Source organism: Rhodosalinus sediminis (genome assembly GCF_003385555.1).
GTDB classification, from domain to species: Bacteria; Pseudomonadota; Alphaproteobacteria; order Rhodobacterales; family Rhodobacteraceae; genus Rhodosalinus; species Rhodosalinus sediminis.
In genome coordinates, this window is the sequence record NZ_QOHR01000003.1 from 202,122 (window position 1) to 219,868 (window position 17,747).

The window sequence follows — 17,747 nt, forward strand, 5'->3', positions numbered from 1 at the left end:
CCCCCCCCCCCCCCCCCCGCCCCCGTCAATGCCGGAAATGCCGCTCGCCGGTGAAGACCATCGCCATGCCGTGCGCCTCGGCCGCGGCGATCACCTCGGCGTCGCGGCGCGCGCCGCCGGGCTGGATCACCGCCGTCGCGCCCGCCGCGGCCAGCGCCTCCACCCCGTCGGCGAACGGAAAGAAGGCGTCCGAGGCGACGGCCGCGCCCACCGTCGGCGGCTCGGGCAGGCCGAGCTCCTCGGCCATGGCGCGCGCCTTCTCGGCGGCGATGCGCGCCGAATCGACCCGGCTCATCTGCCCCGCGCCGATGCCCACGGTGGCGCGGCCCTTCGCGTAGACGATCGCGTTCGACTTGACGTGCTTGGCCACCGCCCAGGCGAAGGCGAGATCGCGCATCTCCGCCTCCGAGGGCGCGCGCGCGGTGACCACCTTCAGCGTCTCCGGCGCGACGAGGCGCGTGTCCGCGTCCTGCACGAGCCAGCCGCCCGTCACCTGCCGCGCGGCGCGCGCCGGCGCGCCGGGGTTGGGCAGGCCCGGCGCCTTCAGAAGCCGGACGTTGGGCTTCTGCGCGAAGAGCGCCTGCGCCTCGTCGTCGATCGCCGGCGCGATGACGACCTCGGTGAAGAGCTCGAGGATCGCCTGCGCCGTCGCCGCGTCGAGCGTCGTGTTGAGCGCCACGATGCCGCCGAAGGCGCTGACGGGGTCGCACTCGCGCGCCTTGCGGTAGGCCTCGAGCGGCGAGGCCGCCCGCGCCGCGCCGCAGGGGTTGGCGTGCTTGACGATGACGCAGGCCGCGCCGTCGGCCGGCAGGAACTCGGCGGCGAGGGCATAGGCCGCGTCGGTGTCGTTGATGTTGTTGTAGGACAGCTCCTTGCCCTGCAGGAGCCGCGCCGAGGCCACGCCCGGCGCCGGGTCCGTCTCCGCGTAGAAGGCCGCGCGCTGGTGCGGGTTCTCGCCGTAGCGCAGCTCCTGCGCGAGCCGCCCGCCCATCACCCGCCGGCGCGGCGCGAAGACGCCGAGGCTCTCGGCCATCCAGCCGCTCACCGCCGCGTCGTAGGCCGCCGTGCGCCCGAAGGCCGTCAGCGCGAGCGCCTTGCGGAACGCCAGCGTCGTCGCGCCGTCGTTGGCGTCGAGCTCGGCCAGCAGCGCGTCGTAATCCTCCACGTCCACGACCGGTGCGACATGGGCGTGGTTCTTGGCCGCCGCGCGGATCATCGCCGGCCCGCCGATGTCGATCTGCTCGACCGCCTCGGCCTCCTCCGCGCCGGCGGCGACGGTCGCCTCGAAGGGGTAGAGGTTGACCACCAGGAGATCGATCGCCGGGATGCCGTGCGCCTCCATCGCCTCCACGTGGGCCGGCGCGTCGCGCAGGGCCAGCAGCCCGCCGTGCACCGCCGGGTGCAGCGTCTTGACCCGGCCGTCCATCATCTCGGGCAGCCCCGTGACCTCGGCCACGTCGCGCACGGTGCAGCCCGCCTCGCGCAGGGCGGCGGCGGTGCCGCCGGTCGAGAGCACCTCGACCCCGCGCGCGGCGAGCGCCCGGCCGAGCTCGGGCAGGCCGGTCTTGTCGGAGACGGAAATCAGGGCGCGGCGGACGGGGACGAGATCGGGCATGGATGCGGGGCTCCGGTGGCTCATTCATACACGTCCACCGCCTCGGCCAGGTCGCGCACCGCGAGCGCGGTGTCGTCGGCCTTGGCCAGCGACCAGCGGACGCGCGTCCCATACTCCACCGCGCGGCCGGATAAAACGATCTGTTGCGTCGCGCGCGGCCGGAGGCGCCCGCGCTCGAGATAGACCGAGGGCTCGAGCGTAAGGCGCGTGCGCGGCTCGGCCTCCGGGCGAAGGACCCAGACCTCGCCCGAGCGCAGCGTGACCGAGACCTCCGCGCCCAAGGGCGCGAGCGCGGGTTCCGCCTCCGGGTGCAGGTGAAACCGGATCTGAAAGCCGATGCCGCGCAGCTTGCCCGCCGCCCGCGCCGCGTCGAAGCGCCGCTCGTCCTCCGCCTCCAGCGCGACGAGGAAATCCTCGCCCGACAGGCGCCGACCGTCCGCCGAGAGGCTCAGCACGCGCGCATGCGTCAGCCCGAATTCGGCGCGGTAGCCATCCTGCCCGGCCTCGACGCGCTGCGCCTCCGGCGTGCGCGCCATCTCGACCGGGACGCGGCGCGGCGCGCCCTCGAGCGCGGCGCGCGCCTGACGCGCCCCGCCCGACGCGCCCAGCCGCGCGCTCGACAGCCCCTCGACCAGAAGCACCGAATGCGCCGCCCCCGCGCGCCCGGCGCGCCGCCAGCCGGGGCCGAAGCTCGCCCCCGCCCCGCAACTCACGATCACCGGCCGCCGCCCCGAGGTCACCTCGACCGCGAGGGTGGAGGCATGCGCCTCCCCCGCCGCCGCGCCCCCGGGCGGCGGGGCGGCGTCCAGGACGACCGTGGTGCGCCCGGCCGACAGCCGCGCGTAGCCCATGGACGGGCCGTCGGGCATCCGCCGCCGCGCGCCCGCCGCCGCGAGCGCCGCGTCGAGCCGCCCCGGCACGCCGCGCCCGCCGCCGTGAAACCGCGGCAGGCCGCCGTCCGCGTGGCGCAGGGCGCGCAGCGCCGGCGCGATGCGCTCCATCGCCGCGGCATGCGCCGGCCCCGGCGCGCGCCGCGCCGCGCGAAGCGCCCCGGCGGTCCATGTCAGGAGGCTCAGCACCTCCATGAGCTCTTCCGCGTTGCGTGAGGCGAGGCCCCCGGCCGCGTCGATCTCGCCCCGGCAGACCCGCTCCAGCGCGTCGCGCGCCGGCGCGCGATGCGCCTCGAGCCCCTCGAGCGTCAGGCCCGCCTGCACCAGCGCGCAGGCCGCCTCGACACGCGGCAGACCGGGCGGCGCCGCGCGCCAGCGCCGCGCGACGAAGGCCGCATGCCCGGCGAGCGCGCCGAGCCACGCCGCCTGCGCCGCACTGTCCAGCCCCGGCGCGAGGAAGGCGGCGTGGTCGATCCAGCGCCCGAGCCGGCGCGCGGCCAGCGCCGGCGTCCAGCCCGGCCCGCGCCCGCGCCCGAAGCGCGCGATCCAGCCGGCGAGCCAGCGCTGCGCCAGCCGCCGCGCCGCCGGCCCGCCCACGGCGGCCAGATCGTCGAGCCAAGCGAAGCTCTGCGTCTCCGCGACGAAGGCCGGCTCGGCCACGCCGAGATCCCAGAGATCGGCCTCCGGCGCCTCCACGAGATGCCCAGCGAACATCAGGTTCCCGGCGAGAAGCTCGCGCCCGCGCGCCGGGTCGCCGATGGCGCGCGGCTCGGGCTCGGCCGCGAAGCCGTCGGCCGGGCGCGCACGCGCGGCGCGCCACGCGTGCCAGCGATCCGCGAGGCGCGCCGCGCGCCCCCGCTCCTTGTCTGCGATCGTGCCCACCATACGCGCCTGCGCGGTTGCGTCCGGGGGACCATAGCCGCGCCGCGGCATGAAGTCACCGCAGCGCAGGTCGCGCGGGCGCCGCCCGTGGGGGTCAGGCCACGCGCCGGAAGGCGGCGACGAAGAATCCGTCCATCCCGCCCGCCTCCAGCCAGTGATCGGGCCGCAGGCGCAGCCCCTCCGGCCCGCGCCACGCGGGCTCCACGCCGGGCAGGTCGAGCGCGGCCGGATCGGCGCGAAGCTCAGGGCGGCGCGCCAGCGCGGCGGCGGCCTGCGCCTCGCCCTCGTCTGGCAGGAGCGAGCAGGCGCAATAGACGAGCCGCCCGCCCGGCGCGACGAGCGACGCCGCCCGGTCGATCAGCGCCGCCTGCAGCTCGACGAGCGCGCCGAGGCCCGCGCCGTCGCGGATGTGCGGCAGCTCCGGGTGGCGCCGGATCGTGCCCGTGGCGGAACAGGGCGCGTCCACCAGCACCGCGTCGTAGGGTCCGCCGGCGTGGGCGCGCGCGTCCTCGGCCGAGAGATGCGCCGAGAGCCCCGTCCGCGCGAGGTTCTCGCGCACCCGCTCCAGCCGCGCGGGCGAGAGGTCCAGCGCCGTCACCTCCGCGCCCGCGGCGGCGAGTTGCAGCGTCTTGCCCCCCGGCGCGGCACAGAGATCGAGCACCCGCTCCCCCGGCCGGGGGCGGAGCGCGCGGGCGGGCAGCGCGGCGGCGGCGTCCTGCACCCACCAGTCGCCCTCGGCGTAGCCCGGCAGCGCCGTCACCTGCGCACCCCGCGGCAGGCGCAGGGAGCCCGTGGGCAGGCGCCGCGCCCCGAGCCGCGCGGCGAGCGCGTCCGGATCGCCCTTCGCCGTCAGGTCGAGCGGCGCGCCGGCGGCATGCGCCGCCTCGATGGCCTCCGCCACCCGCGCGCCCCAGGCCGCGACGACCGGCGCGCGCAGCCAGCCGGGCATCGCCGGCACCGGCAGATCAGCCCAGCGCGCGGGCGCCTCGCCGGCCATCTTGCGCAGCACCGCGTTGACCATGCCCCGCGCCGCGGCGGCCTTGCGCCCGGCGCCGGCCACCACCGCGACCCAGTCGTTGACGACGCCATGCGCCGCGCCCCCCTGGGCGAGCTCCACCGTGCCGAGCCGCAGCGCCGCCCGCGCCGCCGGCGGCGGCGTCCGGCGCAGATGCGGCGCGAGGAGCGCATCCGCGCGCGTCAGATTGCGGAACGCCTCGGCCACGAGTCGCCGCGCGCGCGCCCGATCCGCGGGCGCGAGCCCGTCGAGCGCCGGCTCCGCCTCGTCGAGGGTGCGGCGCTCCTCGAGGACGGCGCGGAACAGATGCAACGCCGCGCGGCGGGCCGGCTGGCCCTCGCGGCCGGCGGGGCGCGGGCGTCGGGACATGGGCGACCTTCTTGGCGAGCGGGCGAAGCGGGGCTATATCAGCGCCACCAGTTGAGGGGAAGGCCATGACGGAGACGACCCGCGACGACCTGCCGCCCGCCGCGCGCCGCGCGCTCGAAGAGGCCGAGGCGCGCCGCAAGGCGGCGAGGGCGCTGGAGCTGCCGCCCGAACTCGGCGGCCGCGACGGCCCGGAGCCCGTGCGCTACGGCGACTGGGAGCGCAAGGGCCTCGCCGTCGACTTCTGATCCTGCCCGCGCGCTCCTCCGCCCTGACGGGCGTCCTCGCGAGGAGGGCCGCGAGGTCCGATCGAGCGCCCTGCCCCAAGGAGACGCGATGACGTCCCGCCCCGTCCGCGTGGCGATCAACGGTTTCGGCCGGATCGGCCGTACGCTCGCCCGGCAGATCCTCTCCGGCGCGCCGGGCGTCGAGCTCGTGCACGTCAACGACATCGAGGCGGGCGACCTGCTCGCCTATCTCTTCGCCTACGACAGCGTCTTCGGCCCCTGGCCCGGTCCGGTCAGCGCGGAGGACGGCGCGCTCGTGGCCGGCGCGCAGCGCGTGCCGCTGACGCGGGCGGCCGACCTCTCGGCCCTCGATCTCTCCGGCGTCGACGTGCTGCTGGAGTGCACCGGCCGCGCCGCGACCCGCGCCATCGCCGAGCAGGGCCTGCGCGCCGGCGCCGCGCGGGTGCTGATCTCCGGCCCGTCGCCCGCGGCGGACGTGACCGTGGTGCTCGGCGCCAACGAGGGGGAACTGGCGGAGCAGCCGATCGTCTCGAACGCCTCCTGCACGACGAACGCGCTCGCGCCGCTCCTGCGCCTGCTCGACCAGGGCTGGGGCGTGGAGAGCGGGCACATGACGACGGTGCACTGCTACACCGGCAGCCAACCCACCGTGGACAAGCCGCGCGGCACGCCCGAGCGCTCGCGCGCCGCGGCGCTGTCGATGGTGCCGACGACGACCTCGGCGGGCAAGCTGATCGGCACGGTGCTGCCGCACCTCGACGGGCGGGTGGAGGCGCGGGCGCTGCGCGTGCCGACGGCGAGCGTCTCCTGCGTGGACCTGACGGTGGCGCCGCGCCGCCCGGCGACGGCGGAGGCGGTGAACGCCGCGCTGCGCGACGCGGCCGCGCCCGGCGGCGTCTTCGGCTGGATCGAAGAGCCGCTCGTCTCAACCGACCTGCGCGGGCGGCCCGAATCGGTCGTCATGAGTGGGCCGGAAACCTCGGTGAACGCGGGCGGGCTGCTGCGCGTCTTCGGCTGGTACGACAACGAATGGGGCTATTCCTGCCGGATGCTCGACATGGCCCGCCGCATGGGCGCGGCGGGCTGACCGCTCAGCGCAGGCGGAAATCCGCGTGGTCGCCCTGTCCCGCGTCGGAGGTGAAGCGCATGGTGTTCCCGCGCACCTCGACGGTCTGGCAGTTGTAGCCGAGCTCCCGCTCGCCCCAGTAGAGGTCGCGGCAGAAGAGGCCGTTCTCCCAGTCCCACTCGCCGGAGACCTCGCGCCCGGCGCCGCGGCCGACGATCTGCCCGTCCGGCGTGACCTGCAATCTCACCAGCGGATAGGTGAGCTGCCGATCCTCGACGATCTGGCGAAAGCGCTCCTCCTCGGTGATGCGGGCGAAGTCCGCGGCGGCGGGCGCCGCCGTCACGGCCGCCGCCGCCACTGCTGCAATCCTGCTGCGCATGGCGCGTTTCCCTCGCTGTTGGCTCCGTAGGGAAAGATGCGCCCCCCGCGTCGCGTTTCAAGCCGACCGCTCGAATGCGCGATATTCCGCCGAGGCGCCGCTCAGGCGGCCGAGAGCCCGAGAACATCCACCATGTCGTACTCGCCCGGCCCCTGATCCTGTCCCCAGAGCGCCGCCTTGAGCGCGCCGCGCGCGAAGATCATCCGGTCGGTGGCGACATGGCGGAGCGCGATGCGCTCCCCCTCGGCGGCGAAGAGCACCTCGTGCTCGCCCACGATGTCGCCGCCGCGCACCGCGTGAAAGCCGATGGCGCCGCGCGCCCGCGCCCCCGTCATGCCGTCGCGCGCCCGGTCGGCGGCCTCCGACAGGTGCACGCCCCGGCCCTCCGCCGCCGCCGCGCCCAGCATCAGCGCCGTGCCCGAGGGCGCGTCCACCTTGTGGCGGTGGTGCGCCTCGACGATCTCGATGTCGAAATCCGCGTCGAGCGCCGCCGCCACCCGCCGCGTCAGCTGCACGAGGAGATTGACGCCGAGGCTCATGTTGCCCGCGCGGATCACCGTGGCATGGCGCGCCGCGGCCTTGATCCGGGCGAGCTGCGCCTCGTCGAAGCCGGTGGTGCCGATCACGTGACAGAGCCGCGCCTGCGCGGCGATCTCGGCGAAGGCGACCGTGGCCTCCGGCGCCGTGAAATCGAGCACCGCATGCGCCCGCGCGAAGGCCTCCAGCGGGTCGTCGCCCACCGTCACGCCGAGCGGCGCGCCACCCGTCGCGGTGCCGAGGTCCTGCCCGATCCAGTCGTGCCCCGGCCGCTCGAGCGCGCCGATCAGCCGGGCGCGGTCGCTCTCCTCCACCGCGCGGGCGAGCATCCGCCCCATGCGCCCCGAGACGCCCGTCACAACGATCCCCGGCAGATCGGCCATGCCGTGCCCTCCCCTCGCCTGTCGCATCCCCGCCTAGCGCAGCACGGCCCGCTTGGCAAAGCCCGCGCGCGCGCTTAAGTGGACCGCATGGCGCGACCCAGACCCTCCGCGCCGAGCGGGCCCAGCCAGCGGCAGCTCCGCGTCGGCGAACTCATCCGGCGGCGCCTCTCCGAGGTGCTCGCCCGCGGCGAGGTGCACGATCCCGACCTCACCCGCCTCTCGATCACCGTGGGGGAGGTGCGCACCTCCCCCGATCTCAAGGTGGCGACGGCCTTCGTGCTGCCCCTCGGCGGCGGCGCGAAGGAAGAGGCGCTCGCCTGCCTCGACCGCAACCGGAGCGAGCTGCGCCGCCAGGTCGCCAAGGGGCTGGAGCTCAAGTTCGCGCCCGAGCTGCGCTTCCGCATCGACGAGAGTTTCGACCGCATGGACGAGACGCGCCGCCTCCTCGATCGCCCCGAGGTCCGGCGCGACCTCGACGACTGATGCGGCGCCTGCGCGCGACCCGCGCCGCGGCGCTCGCCGCCGCCCTCGCCGCGCCGCTCGCGGCGCCCCTCGCCGCCCCCCTCGCTGCCGCCGACTGCCGCCCGCTCGAGCACGAGGGCCGACCCTACACCATCTGCGAGGTCACCCCCGAGCGCCACGACCTGCGCCTCTTCCACTCCGACGCCACCGGCGCGCCCTACGGGCACTTCGGCACGCTCGAGGCGGCGCTCGAAGACCGCGGCCTGCGCCTCGGCCCGGCGATGAACGCCGGGATGTACCACCCGGACCGCGCCCCGGTCGGTCTCTACGTCGAAGAGGGCGAGGAGCGCATGCATCTCGTCACCTCCGACGGGCCGGGCAACTTCGGCCTGCTGCCGAACGGCGTGCTCTGCCTGCGCCCGGGCCGCGCCGACGTGATCGAAACGCGCACCTTCGCGCGCCGCGCGCCGGCCTGCCGCTTCGCGACGCAGTCGGGGCCGATGCTGGTGATCGACGGCGCGCTGCACCCGCGCTTCCTGCCCGACTCGACCTCGCGCTATATCCGCAACGGCGTGGGCACCGCCGCCGACGGCGCCCGCCTCGTCATGGCGATCTCCGAGACGCCGGTGACCTTCCACGAATTCGGCCGCCTCTTCCGCGACGCGCTCGGGGTGGAGCAGGCGCTCTACCTCGACGGCAACGTCTCGCGGCTGCACGCGCCGGGGCTCGGCCGCTCCGACTTCGGCCGCCCGATGGGCCCGATCCTCGCCGTCGTCGAACCGGCACGCTGAGCCGCAGGCACCCCGAACACACGACCCGGCCCATCATCTTGGCGGAAATACTCCGGGGGGTGAGGCGGCGTCAGCCGCCGAGGGGGGCAGCGCCCCCCTGCCGGCCCCTCGGAAGCGGGGCCGAAGGCGGTTGCAACCGCCTTCCCCCGGCCGCCGCCCGCAGCGCGCCGCGCAGGTGTCAGGGCACCGCGGCGGGCGGAGTCAGGCGGTCGCGCAGGAGCGCCACCGGATGCGCCCGGAGCGTCAGCCGCATGGCGACGTAGTCCTCCACGACCTCCTCGCCGAGGCGCATCGCCGGCAGATGCGCGGCAGGCTCCTCGATGCCCTCGCCGTCGAGCTCGCCCGCGAAGAGCGGCAGCGGCGCCGGCGCACGCAGCGCCTTCGCCTCCCAGAGCGCCGCGCGGCGGGCGAGGCCCAGATCGGCGAAGGCGTCGGCCTCCGCCAACCGGGCGAGCACGGCCGGCGCCACGCCCGCGCGGCGCCAGACGTCCTCGACCGAGCGGTAGCCGTTGCCGCGCGCCGCGGCGATCCAGGCCGCGTCCTCCTCCTTCAGCCCGCGGATCTGGCGGAAGCCGAGGCGCAGCGCCTGCCCCCCGCGCCCGTCGGGCTCCAGCGCGTTGTCCCAGTAGCTCCGGTTGATGCAGACGGGGCGTACCTCCACCCCGTGGGCGCGCGCGTCGCGCACGATCTGCGCCGGCGCGTAGAAGCCCATGGGCTGCGCGTTCAGCAGCGCGCAGGCGTAGACCGCCGGGTGGTGGCGCTTGAGCCAGGCGGAAGCGTAGACCAGCAGCGCGAAGCTCGCCGCGTGGCTTTCCGGGAAGCCGTAAGCGCCGAAGCCCTCGATCTGCGCGAAGCACCGCTCGGCGAAGGCGCGGTCGTAGCCGTTCGCCGCCATGCCGCGCAGGAAGCGCGTGCGGAAGGCGCTCACGGTGCCGTGCTTCTTGAAGGTGGCGAGCGCGCGGCGCAGTCGATCCGCCTCCTCCGGCGTGAAACCGGCGCCGACGATGGCGATCTGCATCGCCTGCTCCTGAAAGAGCGGCACGCCCAGCGTCTTGCCCAGCACCTCGCCCAGCGCGTCGGAGGGGAAGCGCACGGGCTCCTCCCCGTTCCGGCGGCGGATGTAGGGGTGCACCATGTCGCCCTGAATCGGCCCGGGGCGGATGATCGCCACCTGGATCACCAGGTCGTAGAAACACCGCGGCTTCATCCGCGGCAGGAAGTTCATCTGCGCGCGGCTCTCCACCTGAAAGAGCCCGAGCGAATCGGCCCGGCAGAGCATCTCGTAGACGCGCGGGTCCTCCTGCGGCAGCGTGGCGAGCGTGTAGTCCGCGCCGTGGTGCTGGCGCAGTAGCTCGAAGGCCTTGCGGATGCAGGTCAGCATGCCGAGCGCCAGCACGTCCACCTTGAGGATGCCGAGCGCGTCGATGTCGTCCTTGTCCCAGCAGATGACCGTGCGGTCCTCCATGCTGGCGTTCTCCACCGGGCAGAGCTCGTCGAGGCGGCCCTCGGTGACGACGAAGCCCCCGACGTGCTGGGAGAGGTGGCGGGGAAAGCCCATGATCTCCTCGATGAGCTCGAGGGTCAGGCGCAACCGCCGGTCGGCGGGGTCGAGGCCGATCTCGGCGAGGCGCTCGGCCTCCGTCCCGCTCATGCCGTGGGCGCCCCAGAGCTGGGAGGAGAGCGCGGCGACGATGTCCTCGGAGAGCCCCATGGCGCGGCCCACCTCGCGGATGGCGCGCTTGGCGCGGTAGTGGATCACCGTCGCGCAGAGGCCCGCGCGGTGGCGGCCGTAGCGCGCGTAGATCCACTGGATCACCTCCTCGCGGCGCTCGTGCTCGAAATCCACGTCGATGTCGGGCGGCTCGTCGCGCGCCTCGGAGACGAAGCGCTCGAAGACCATGGTGCCGATCTCGGGCGAGACGGAGGTGACGCCGAGACAGTAGCAGACCACCGAGTTCGCCGCCGAGCCGCGCCCCTGGCAGAGGATGCCGCGCGAGCGCGCGAAGGCCACCACGTCGCGCACGGTCAGGAAATAGGGCTCGTAGTTCAGCTTCGCGATCAGGGCGAGCTCGTGCTCCATGAGGCGGCGCACCCGCTCCGGCGCGCCCTCGGGGTAGCGCCAGGCGAGCCCCTCGCGCGCGAGCCGGGCGAGGCGTTGGGAGGCACTTTCGCCCTCGGCCACCTCGGAGGGGTACTCGTAGCGCAGATCGTCGAGCGAGAAGGTGCAGCGCGCGGCGAGCGCCTCGGTCCGCTCCACCGCCGCGGCGTGATCGCGGAAGAGGCGGCGCATCTCGGCCGGCGCGCGCAGCCGCTGCTCAGCGTTGGCGAGCGCGGCGCGGCCAAGCGCGTCCACCTGCGTGCCGGTGCGGATCGCGGTCAGCACGTCGGCGAGCCGCCGCCGGCGCCCGTGATGGAGAAGCGGCCGCGCGCTGGCCACCGTGGGCAGGCCGAGCGCCGCGGCGGCCTCCGCCCAGAGGGCGAAGCGCCGCGCGTCCTGCCCGTCGTAGACCGGCGCGAGGGCGAGGTGCATCCGCCCCGGAAAGCGCCGGGCGAGGCGCGCGGCCTGCGCCCGGAAGTCCTCGGGCCAGTCGAGCGCGCGGGCGGGCGGGTGCAGCAGGAGCTCGAGCCCCTCCATCCCCTCGAGCACGTCCTCGAGATGCAGCGTGCAATCGCCCTTGGACGCGCGCAGACGCCCGCGCGAGATCAGCCGGCAGAGCCGCGCCCAGCCCGCGCGCGTCGCGGCGAGCGCCGTGATCTCCGGCCCGTCGGAGAGCACCAGCCGCGCGGCGGGGATCAGCCGGGGGACGTTGCGGATCTCGGCCGAGGGCGGGCGCGGCGTGCCCTCGGGCGCGGGCGGGCCGATCAGCCGCCCCCCGGCCTCCCGCGCCGCGAGATCGGCGACCTCGCGCGCGATCTTCCGCGCCTCGGTATGCGCGCGCACGATCCCGGCGACGGAGTTCACGTCCGCCACGGCGACGGCCGAGAGCCCCATGAGCGCGGCGCGCTGCATGTACTCCTCGGGGTGGGAGGCCCCGGTGAGGAAGGTGAAGTTCGAGGTGATCGAAAGCTCGGCGACCATGCGAGTCGCCCTTATATTCCCTTTTTGTTCTCATGTGGAGTCGGCGTTCGCACCGCGCGCGCCGCTCCGGGATCAGGCGCGCAGCGCCCCGGCGAACTGCGCCAGCACCTCTTCGTAGACCTGCCGCTTGAAGGGGACGATCACGCCGGGCAGATCCGCGGGCGCGATCCAGCGCCAGGCGGAGAACTCGGGATGCTCGGTGGCGATGTTCACCTGATCGTCGGTCCCGAGGAAGCGCATCAGGACCCATTTCTGCTTCTGCCCGCGGAAGCGCCCGCCCCAGATCTTCGGCACGAGCTCGTACGGCAGGTCGTAGGTGACCCAGTCGGGGCTCTCGGCCTCGACCCGCACGAGATCGGGGGCGATCCCCGTCTCCTCGCCGAGTTCGCGGAGCGCGGCGGTCTCGACGCTCTCGCCCGGGTCGATGCCGCCCTGCGGCATCTGCCAGGCGGGGCCGGGGTTGTCGATGCGCTGGCCGACGAAAACCTCGCCCTGCGCGTTGACGAGCATCACGCCGACGCAGGGGCGGTAGGGCAGGCGCTCGATCTCTTCGGGGGTCATTGGGCTCCTTTCCCGAAAAATCCTCTGCGAAGATTTTTCGCGCGCGGCGGCGCGGGGCGCGGCGGTTTTCCTGACGAAAAACCGCCGCGTGGGCGGCGTCACTCGGCCGCGGGGCCGAGCGCGGTGAAGCCCTTGAGGATGTCGATCGCGTAGGCGAGCTGATAGTCCTCCTCGCGCAGGCGCGCGGCCGCCTCGGCGCGGGCGCGGTCCTCCTCGATCTGGCGGATCTCGTCCTCGCTCAGGCTGTCGTTGTCGAGCCGGCCGCGCAGGTCCGCCTCCGAGCGCGAGGGGCGCGCGGCGCCCTCGTCCTCCGCGTCGGGGGCGGGGCGCGGCGGCTGCTCCACGAGGATGTCGGGCGAGATGCCCAGCGCCTGAATCGAGCGGCCCGAGGGCGTGTAGTAGCGCGAGGTCGTCAGCCGCATCGCCGCGTCGCCCCGGAGCGGCATCACCGTCTGCACCGAGCCCTTGCCGAAGCTCTTGGTGCCCACGACGATGGCGCGGCGGTGATCCTGCAGCGCGCCGGCCACGATCTCGGAGGCCGACGCCGAGCCGCCGTTGATCAGCACGACGATCGGCTTGCCCTCGGCGAGGTCGCCGGGCGTGGCGTTGAAGCGGTCGCCCTCTTCGACGACGCGGCCGCGGGTCGAGACGATCTCCCCCTGCTCGAGGAAGGCGTCGGAGACCTTGATCGCCTGGTTGAGCAGGCCGCCCGGGTTGTTGCGCATGTCGAGGACGATGCCGTTGATCTCGTCGATGCCGCCCGCGGCCTCGACCTGCTCCCGGAGGCCCTCCTCGAGGTTGGGATAGGTCTGGTCGTTGAAGGTGGTCACGCGCAGCACCACGCTGTCGCCCTCGAGGCGCGAGCGCACGGCGGTCAGCGTGATCGTGTCGCGGATGATCGAGACGTCGAAGGGCTCCGGCTCGCCGTCGCGCACCACGGTCACGATGATCTCGGAGCCCACCGGCCCGCGCATCATGTCCACCGCCTCGTCGAGGGTGAGGCCGAGGACCGAATCGCCATCCACATGGGTGATGAAATCGCCCGCCTGAATGCCCGCCGCGTCCGCGGGCGTGCCGTCGATCGGCGAGACGACCTTCACGAAGCCGTCCTCCTGCGTGACCTCGATGCCGAGGCCGCCGAACTCGCCCCGGGTCTGCACGCGCATGGCGCGGGCGTCCTCGGGCGAGAGGTAGCTCGAATGCGGATCGAGCGAGGTGAGCATCCCGTTGATCGCGGCCTCGATCAGCTCAGCCTCGTCCACTTCCTCGACGTATTGCGCGCGGATGCGCTCGAAGATGTCGCCGAAGAGGTCGAGCTGCTCGTAGACGTTGCCGCTGCGCTCGCCCTCCTGCGCGAGAAGCGGACCCGCGATCTGGGTGGTGGCCACGATCCCGGCGAGCGTGCCGGCGGCGATGGCCATGACGGTCTTTTTCATGCGAGCCTCTTCCTAGTCTGCGCGGAACCAGTCGAGGGGATCGACCGGCGTGTTGTCCTGTCTGACTTCGATATAGAGCGTCTCGGAGCGCTCGCCGCCACCCCCCTCACCGTCGCGTGAGGGAAGCGCCCGGGGCGCCGTGCCTCCCATGAGACCGACGGGGCTGCCCTCGGGCAAGACCTCGCCCGTGTCGCCGTAGACCGTGCCGAGCCCGGCGAGCACGATCAGCAGCCCCGATTCGGGCTCGAGGATGCTGACCTGCCCGTAGTCGAGGAGCGGGCCGCGGTAGCGCAGCGTCGCCGCCGCCGGCGTCGTCACCAGCGCGCGCGGCCGCGTGGCCACCACGATGCCGGGGCGTTCGATGCCCGCCGCGTCGGGTTCGCCCGCGCGGCGCAGGACGGTGCCCGCCACCGGCAGCGGGAGCTCCCCTTTGCGGTCGGAGACGCCGGGCAGCGGGGCGGCGTCCGGCGCGGCCTCCCCGATCTCGGCGAGGCCGCTGGCGAAGCCGCCGAGCGTCTCGGTCGCGGCGATGAGGATCTGCGTGCCCGCCGGATCGGCGGTGAAGCGCCGCGGCAGGTCGGTGCGGTCGGCGATCGCCTCGGAGAGCGCGGCGCGCGCCGCCTGCACCCCGGCGAGGCCGTCGGTCAGGCGTTCGGCCGCCGCCTCCTGAAGCCGGCGCAGAGTCGCCGCCTCCTCGAGGTCGCGGCGCAGGCGCGCCGCCTCGGCCTCGAGGGCGGGCGTCACCTCGGCGAGCAGCATGCCCGCGCGCGCGGTCCCGAGCGGGCCGCCCGGATGCAGGAAGAGCACCGGCGCGGGCGCGGTGCCGATGCTCTGCAACACGCCCAGAAGCTGCGCGATCTGGGCCTCGCGGGCGTCGAGCCTGCGTTCGAGCTGCGCCTCGCGGATCGAGACCGCGCGCAGCCCCTCGCGCATCGCGGCGAGGCCGTCCTCGAAGCCGCGCACCGTCTCGGTCAGCGCGGCGACCCGGTCGCGGGCGCCGCGGGCCGCGTCGAGCCGCTCGATCGCCGTCTCCAGCCGGTCGAGCGCCGCGCGCGCCTCTCCCGCCGGGTCCGCCGCCGCCGCCGGCGCGGCGAGCGCCGCGAGCAGGGCGAGGGTCAGCCGCATCGCGCGATCAGGCTGGTCCCGGTCATCGCGGCGGGCTGGTCGAGCCCCATGAGCTGCAGCACCGTGGGCGCGAGATCGGCGAGCCGCCCGCCGTCGCGCAGCCGCGCGCCCTCCGGCCCGCCGACGAGGATCACCGGTACCGGGTTCGTCGTGTGCGCCGTGTGCGGACCGCCGGTCGCGGGGTCGATCATCGTCTCGCAGTTGCCGTGGTCTGCGGTGACGATCATCGCGCCGCCCGCGGCCTCCAGCGCCTCGAGCGCGCGGGCGAGGCCGCGGTCCACCGCCGCGCAGGCGCGGACGGCGGCCTGAAGATCGCCGGTGTGGCCCACCATGTCCGGGTTGGCGTAGTTCACCACGATCAGGTCGATCCCCTCCCCGATGGCGGCGACGAGGCGGTCGGTCACCTCTTCGGCGGACATCTCGGGGGCGAGGTCGTAGGTCGCCACCTTGGGCGAGGGCGCCATGTAGCGCGCCTCGCCCGGGTAGGGCTCTTCGTGCCCGCCGTTCAGGAAGAAGGTGACGTGCGGGTATTTCTCCGTCTCCGCGAGGCGAAGCTGGCGGAGGCCGTGGGCCGCCACCCATGCGCCGAGGGTGTCGGGGATGTCCTCGGGCGGAAAGACCGTGTCCATGAAGCCGTTGTGCGCCTCGGAGTATTCCACCATCCCGAGCATCGCGGCGAAGTCGGGCCGGTCCCCGGTGTCGAAGGCGTCGAAGCCCGGCTCGCCCAGCGCGCGCAGGATCTCGCGCGCGCGGTCGGCGCGGAAGTTGAGGCAGAAGAGCCCGTCGCCGTCGCGCATCGGGGCGGGCGTGCCGATCACCGTGGGCTTCAGGAACTCGTCGGTGAGCCCCTCGTCGTAGCCCGCGCACACCGCCGCGACGCCGCTCTCGGCCCGGCGCGGCGCCTCGGCGCAGGCCATCGCGGCATAGGCCTCGGCCACCCGCTCCCAGCGGGTGTCGCGGTCCATCGCGTAGAAGCGCCCGATGACCGTGACGACGCGCGCGCCCTCCGGCAACCCGGCCTCGAGCCGGGCCATGAAGCCCTCGGCGCTCTGCGGCGCCACGTCCCGGCCGTCGGTGATCGCGTGCACGGCGACCGGCAGGCCGGCGTCGGTCAGCACGCGCGCGGCGGCGAGCATGTGATCGATGTGCCCGTGCACGCCCCCGTCCGAGACGACGCCCATCAGATGCGCCGTCCCCCCGGAGGCGCGCAGCCGCTCGACGAAGCGGCGAAGCGCCGGGGCCTCGGCGAAGCTGCCGTCCTCGATGGCGAGCCCGATGCGGCCGAGGTCCATCGCCACGACCCGGCCGGCGCCGATGTTCATGTGCCCGACCTCGGAGTTGCCCATCTGCCCCTCGGGCAGCCCGGCGTCGCGCCCGTGGGTGACGAGGGTCGCATGCGGGCACGCGGCATGGATGCGGTCGAAGGCTGGCGTCTCGGCGAGCGCGGGCGCGTTGCCCTCGCGCGCGTCCCTCAGCCCCCAGCCGTCGAGGATGCAGAGCACCACCGGTTTCGTCGCCATCGCCTGCCCCTTTCGTGCCGCGGTCGAGGCCGTTCTATCGCGGCGGGCGGCGGGATTGAACCGCCCGCGCGGGCGCCGGCCGGTTGCACCGCCTGCGGGGACGCTCTAAGCGACGCGGGACGGCGACGCGGGGGACGAGCGTGACGAACCATCTCTATCAGGGCGATCTGCCGGATGATCTCGATCTGGGCCGCGTGGTCGCCATCGACTGCGAGACGATGGGGCTGAACCCGCATCGCGACCGGCTCTGCGTCGTGCAGCTCTCGGGCGGCGACGGCGAGGCGCATCTCGTCCAGATCGCGCGCGGCCAGACCGAGGCGCCCAACCTGCAGCGCCTGATCGAGGACCCGGACACGCTCAAGCTCTTCCACTTCGGGCGCTTCGACATCGCCGCGCTGCACCACACCTTCGGCAGCCTCGCGGCGCCCGTCTGGTGCACCAAGATCGCCTCGAAGCTCGTGCGCACCTACACCGACCGGCACGGGCTCAAGGTGCTGACGCAGGAACTGCTCGGCATCGACATCTCCAAGCAGCAGCAGTCGAGCGACTGGGGCGCGGCGACGCTGAGCCGCGCGCAACTGGACTACGCCGCCTCGGACGTGCTCTACCTGCACCGGCTCCGCGCGGCGCTGGAGGAGATGCTCCTGCGCGAGGGCCGGCTGGACCTGGCGCAGGCCTGCTTCGACTTCCTGCCGACCCGCGCGGTGCTGGACCTCTCCGGCTGGCCGGAGGAGGACATCTTTTCGCACTAGCGGCCCCGCGGCCGCGCAGCCGGGGAGACGGACGGCGGATGGCCCTCGGCGAGGAGACCCGGTCCCGGGTGATGGCCTGGCTCAAGCTCGCGCTGCCGCTCGCCGCGCTGGGGCTCCTGTCGGTGCTCTTCCTGCTCGCCCGCCCGGCCGCGCCGCCGGAACCGCCGGCGTGGCTGGCGGAGCGCGGCGAGACGGTGCGCGACGGCGAGCGCGTGGCCGGCCCGACCTTCGCCACGATGACCGAGGACGGCACCGACCTGATGCTGAGCGCGCGCACCGCCCGGCCCGAGGGCGCCGGCCGCGCGGCGGTCGAGGCGCTGCGCGGGACGGCCCGGCTGCCGGACGGCAGCACGATCCGCCTCGCCGCCCGGAGCGGCGTGCTCGACGACGCGGCGGCGGAGGCCCGGCTCTCCGGCGGCGTGCAGATCGAAAGCTCCACCGGGTACCGGCTGGAGGCCGAGCTCCTCACCCTCGATTTCGACCGCCTGCGCATGGAGAGCGGCAGCCCCGTCACAGGGCGCGCGCCCGCCGGCACGCTCACCGCCGGGCGGCTCGTGGTCGAGGGCGGCGGGGACGCGCGCGGCGCCCGCCTGCTTTTCACCGACGGCGTGAAGCTGCTATACGACCCCGACGGGTAACA

16 protein-coding genes are annotated in these 17,747 nt (G+C 74.8%); 6 read left to right on the forward strand and 10 right to left on the reverse strand.

Annotation, left to right across the window (positions count from 1 at the left end):
- Positions 1-25: 25 nt before the first annotated feature.
- The 3 genes from purH to DRV84_RS04505 form a co-directional block, all read right to left on the reverse strand.
- Complete coding sequence (purH, locus tag DRV84_RS04495) at positions 26-1,615, reverse strand: bifunctional phosphoribosylaminoimidazolecarboxamide formyltransferase/IMP cyclohydrolase (protein WP_115978677.1); 1,590 nt, start codon at positions 1,613-1,615, stop codon at positions 26-28.
- A 20-nt stretch (positions 1,616-1,635) separates the two neighbouring features.
- Complete coding sequence (locus tag DRV84_RS04500; RefSeq protein ID WP_115978678.1) at positions 1,636-3,390, reverse strand: heparinase II/III family protein; 1,755 nt, start codon at positions 3,388-3,390, stop codon at positions 1,636-1,638.
- A 91-nt stretch (positions 3,391-3,481) separates the two neighbouring features.
- A complete protein-coding gene (locus DRV84_RS04505) occupies positions 3,482-4,771 on the reverse strand; it encodes an RsmB/NOP family class I SAM-dependent RNA methyltransferase (RefSeq protein WP_115978679.1) in 1,290 nt (429 codons plus the stop codon).
- A gap of 65 nt (positions 4,772-4,836) precedes the next feature.
- Between DRV84_RS04505 and DRV84_RS04510 the strand changes: the two genes are divergently transcribed.
- Positions 4,837-5,016 carry a DUF1674 domain-containing protein gene (locus tag DRV84_RS04510; RefSeq protein WP_115978680.1) on the forward strand — a complete coding sequence of 60 codons (180 nt, stop codon included), beginning with the start codon at positions 4,837-4,839 and terminating at the stop codon, positions 5,014-5,016.
- Positions 5,017-5,104: 88 nt separating this feature from the next.
- A complete protein-coding gene (locus DRV84_RS04515) occupies positions 5,105-6,103 on the forward strand; it encodes a type I glyceraldehyde-3-phosphate dehydrogenase (protein WP_115978681.1) in 999 nt (332 codons plus the stop codon).
- Positions 6,104-6,107: 4 nt separating this feature from the next.
- On the opposite strand, the gene DRV84_RS04520 is transcribed toward DRV84_RS04515, so the two are convergent.
- Complete coding sequence (locus DRV84_RS04520; protein ID WP_115978682.1) at positions 6,108-6,461, reverse strand: dihydrodipicolinate reductase; 354 nt, start codon at positions 6,459-6,461, stop codon at positions 6,108-6,110.
- Between the two features lie 101 nt (positions 6,462-6,562).
- The gene (gene dapB / locus DRV84_RS04525) at positions 6,563-7,381 is read right to left on the reverse strand and encodes a 4-hydroxy-tetrahydrodipicolinate reductase (protein WP_115978683.1); all 819 of its coding nucleotides are present in this window, start codon (positions 7,379-7,381) and stop codon (positions 6,563-6,565) included.
- 87 nt (positions 7,382-7,468) lie between these two features.
- Between dapB and rbfA the strand changes: the two genes are divergently transcribed.
- Both rbfA and DRV84_RS04535 read left to right on the forward strand, forming a co-directional pair.
- Complete coding sequence (rbfA, locus tag DRV84_RS04530) at positions 7,469-7,864, forward strand: 30S ribosome-binding factor RbfA (protein ID WP_115978684.1); 396 nt, start codon at positions 7,469-7,471, stop codon at positions 7,862-7,864.
- Positions 7,864-8,634, forward strand: coding sequence for a phosphodiester glycosidase family protein (locus tag DRV84_RS04535; RefSeq protein ID WP_115978685.1), 771 nt, complete (start codon positions 7,864-7,866; stop codon positions 8,632-8,634). The genes rbfA and DRV84_RS04535 overlap by 1 nt, the downstream gene beginning before the upstream one ends.
- Positions 8,635-8,812: 178 nt before the next feature.
- Here the strand turns inward: DRV84_RS04535 and DRV84_RS04540 are convergent, their stop codons facing one another.
- The 5 genes from DRV84_RS04540 to gpmI all read right to left on the reverse strand — a co-directional run bounded on the left by DRV84_RS04540 (position 8,813) and on the right by gpmI (position 16,355).
- Positions 8,813-11,713, reverse strand: coding sequence for an error-prone DNA polymerase (locus tag DRV84_RS04540; protein ID WP_115978686.1), 2,901 nt, complete (start codon positions 11,711-11,713; stop codon positions 8,813-8,815).
- Positions 11,714-11,785: 72 nt separating this feature from the next.
- Positions 11,786-12,274: an RNA pyrophosphohydrolase gene (locus tag DRV84_RS04545; protein WP_115978687.1), complete on the reverse strand. Its 489-nt coding sequence runs from the start codon at positions 12,272-12,274 to the stop codon at positions 11,786-11,788.
- A gap of 98 nt (positions 12,275-12,372) precedes the next feature.
- Positions 12,373-13,710, reverse strand: a complete 1,338-nt coding sequence (locus DRV84_RS04550) for a S41 family peptidase (protein ID WP_115978688.1) — start codon at positions 13,708-13,710, stop codon at positions 12,373-12,375.
- 12 nt (positions 13,711-13,722) lie between these two features.
- Entirely contained in the window at positions 13,723-14,835 is a 1,113-nt protein-coding gene (locus DRV84_RS04555; protein ID WP_115978689.1) for a murein hydrolase activator EnvC family protein, read from the reverse strand.
- Positions 14,826-16,355, reverse strand: coding sequence for a 2,3-bisphosphoglycerate-independent phosphoglycerate mutase (gene gpmI, locus DRV84_RS04560; RefSeq protein WP_115978690.1), 1,530 nt, complete (start codon positions 16,353-16,355; stop codon positions 14,826-14,828). The genes DRV84_RS04555 and gpmI overlap by 10 nt, the downstream gene beginning before the upstream one ends.
- Before the next feature lie 140 nt (positions 16,356-16,495).
- On the opposite strand from gpmI, the gene DRV84_RS04565 reads away from it, so the two are divergent.
- Both DRV84_RS04565 and DRV84_RS04570 read left to right on the forward strand, forming a co-directional pair.
- Entirely contained in the window at positions 16,496-17,107 is a 612-nt protein-coding gene (locus DRV84_RS04565; RefSeq protein ID WP_115978691.1) for a ribonuclease D, read from the forward strand.
- A 38-nt stretch (positions 17,108-17,145) separates the two neighbouring features.
- A complete protein-coding gene (locus tag DRV84_RS04570; RefSeq protein ID WP_115978692.1) occupies positions 17,146-17,745 on the forward strand; it encodes a hypothetical protein in 600 nt (199 codons plus the stop codon).
- Positions 17,746-17,747: the final 2 nt, after the last annotated feature.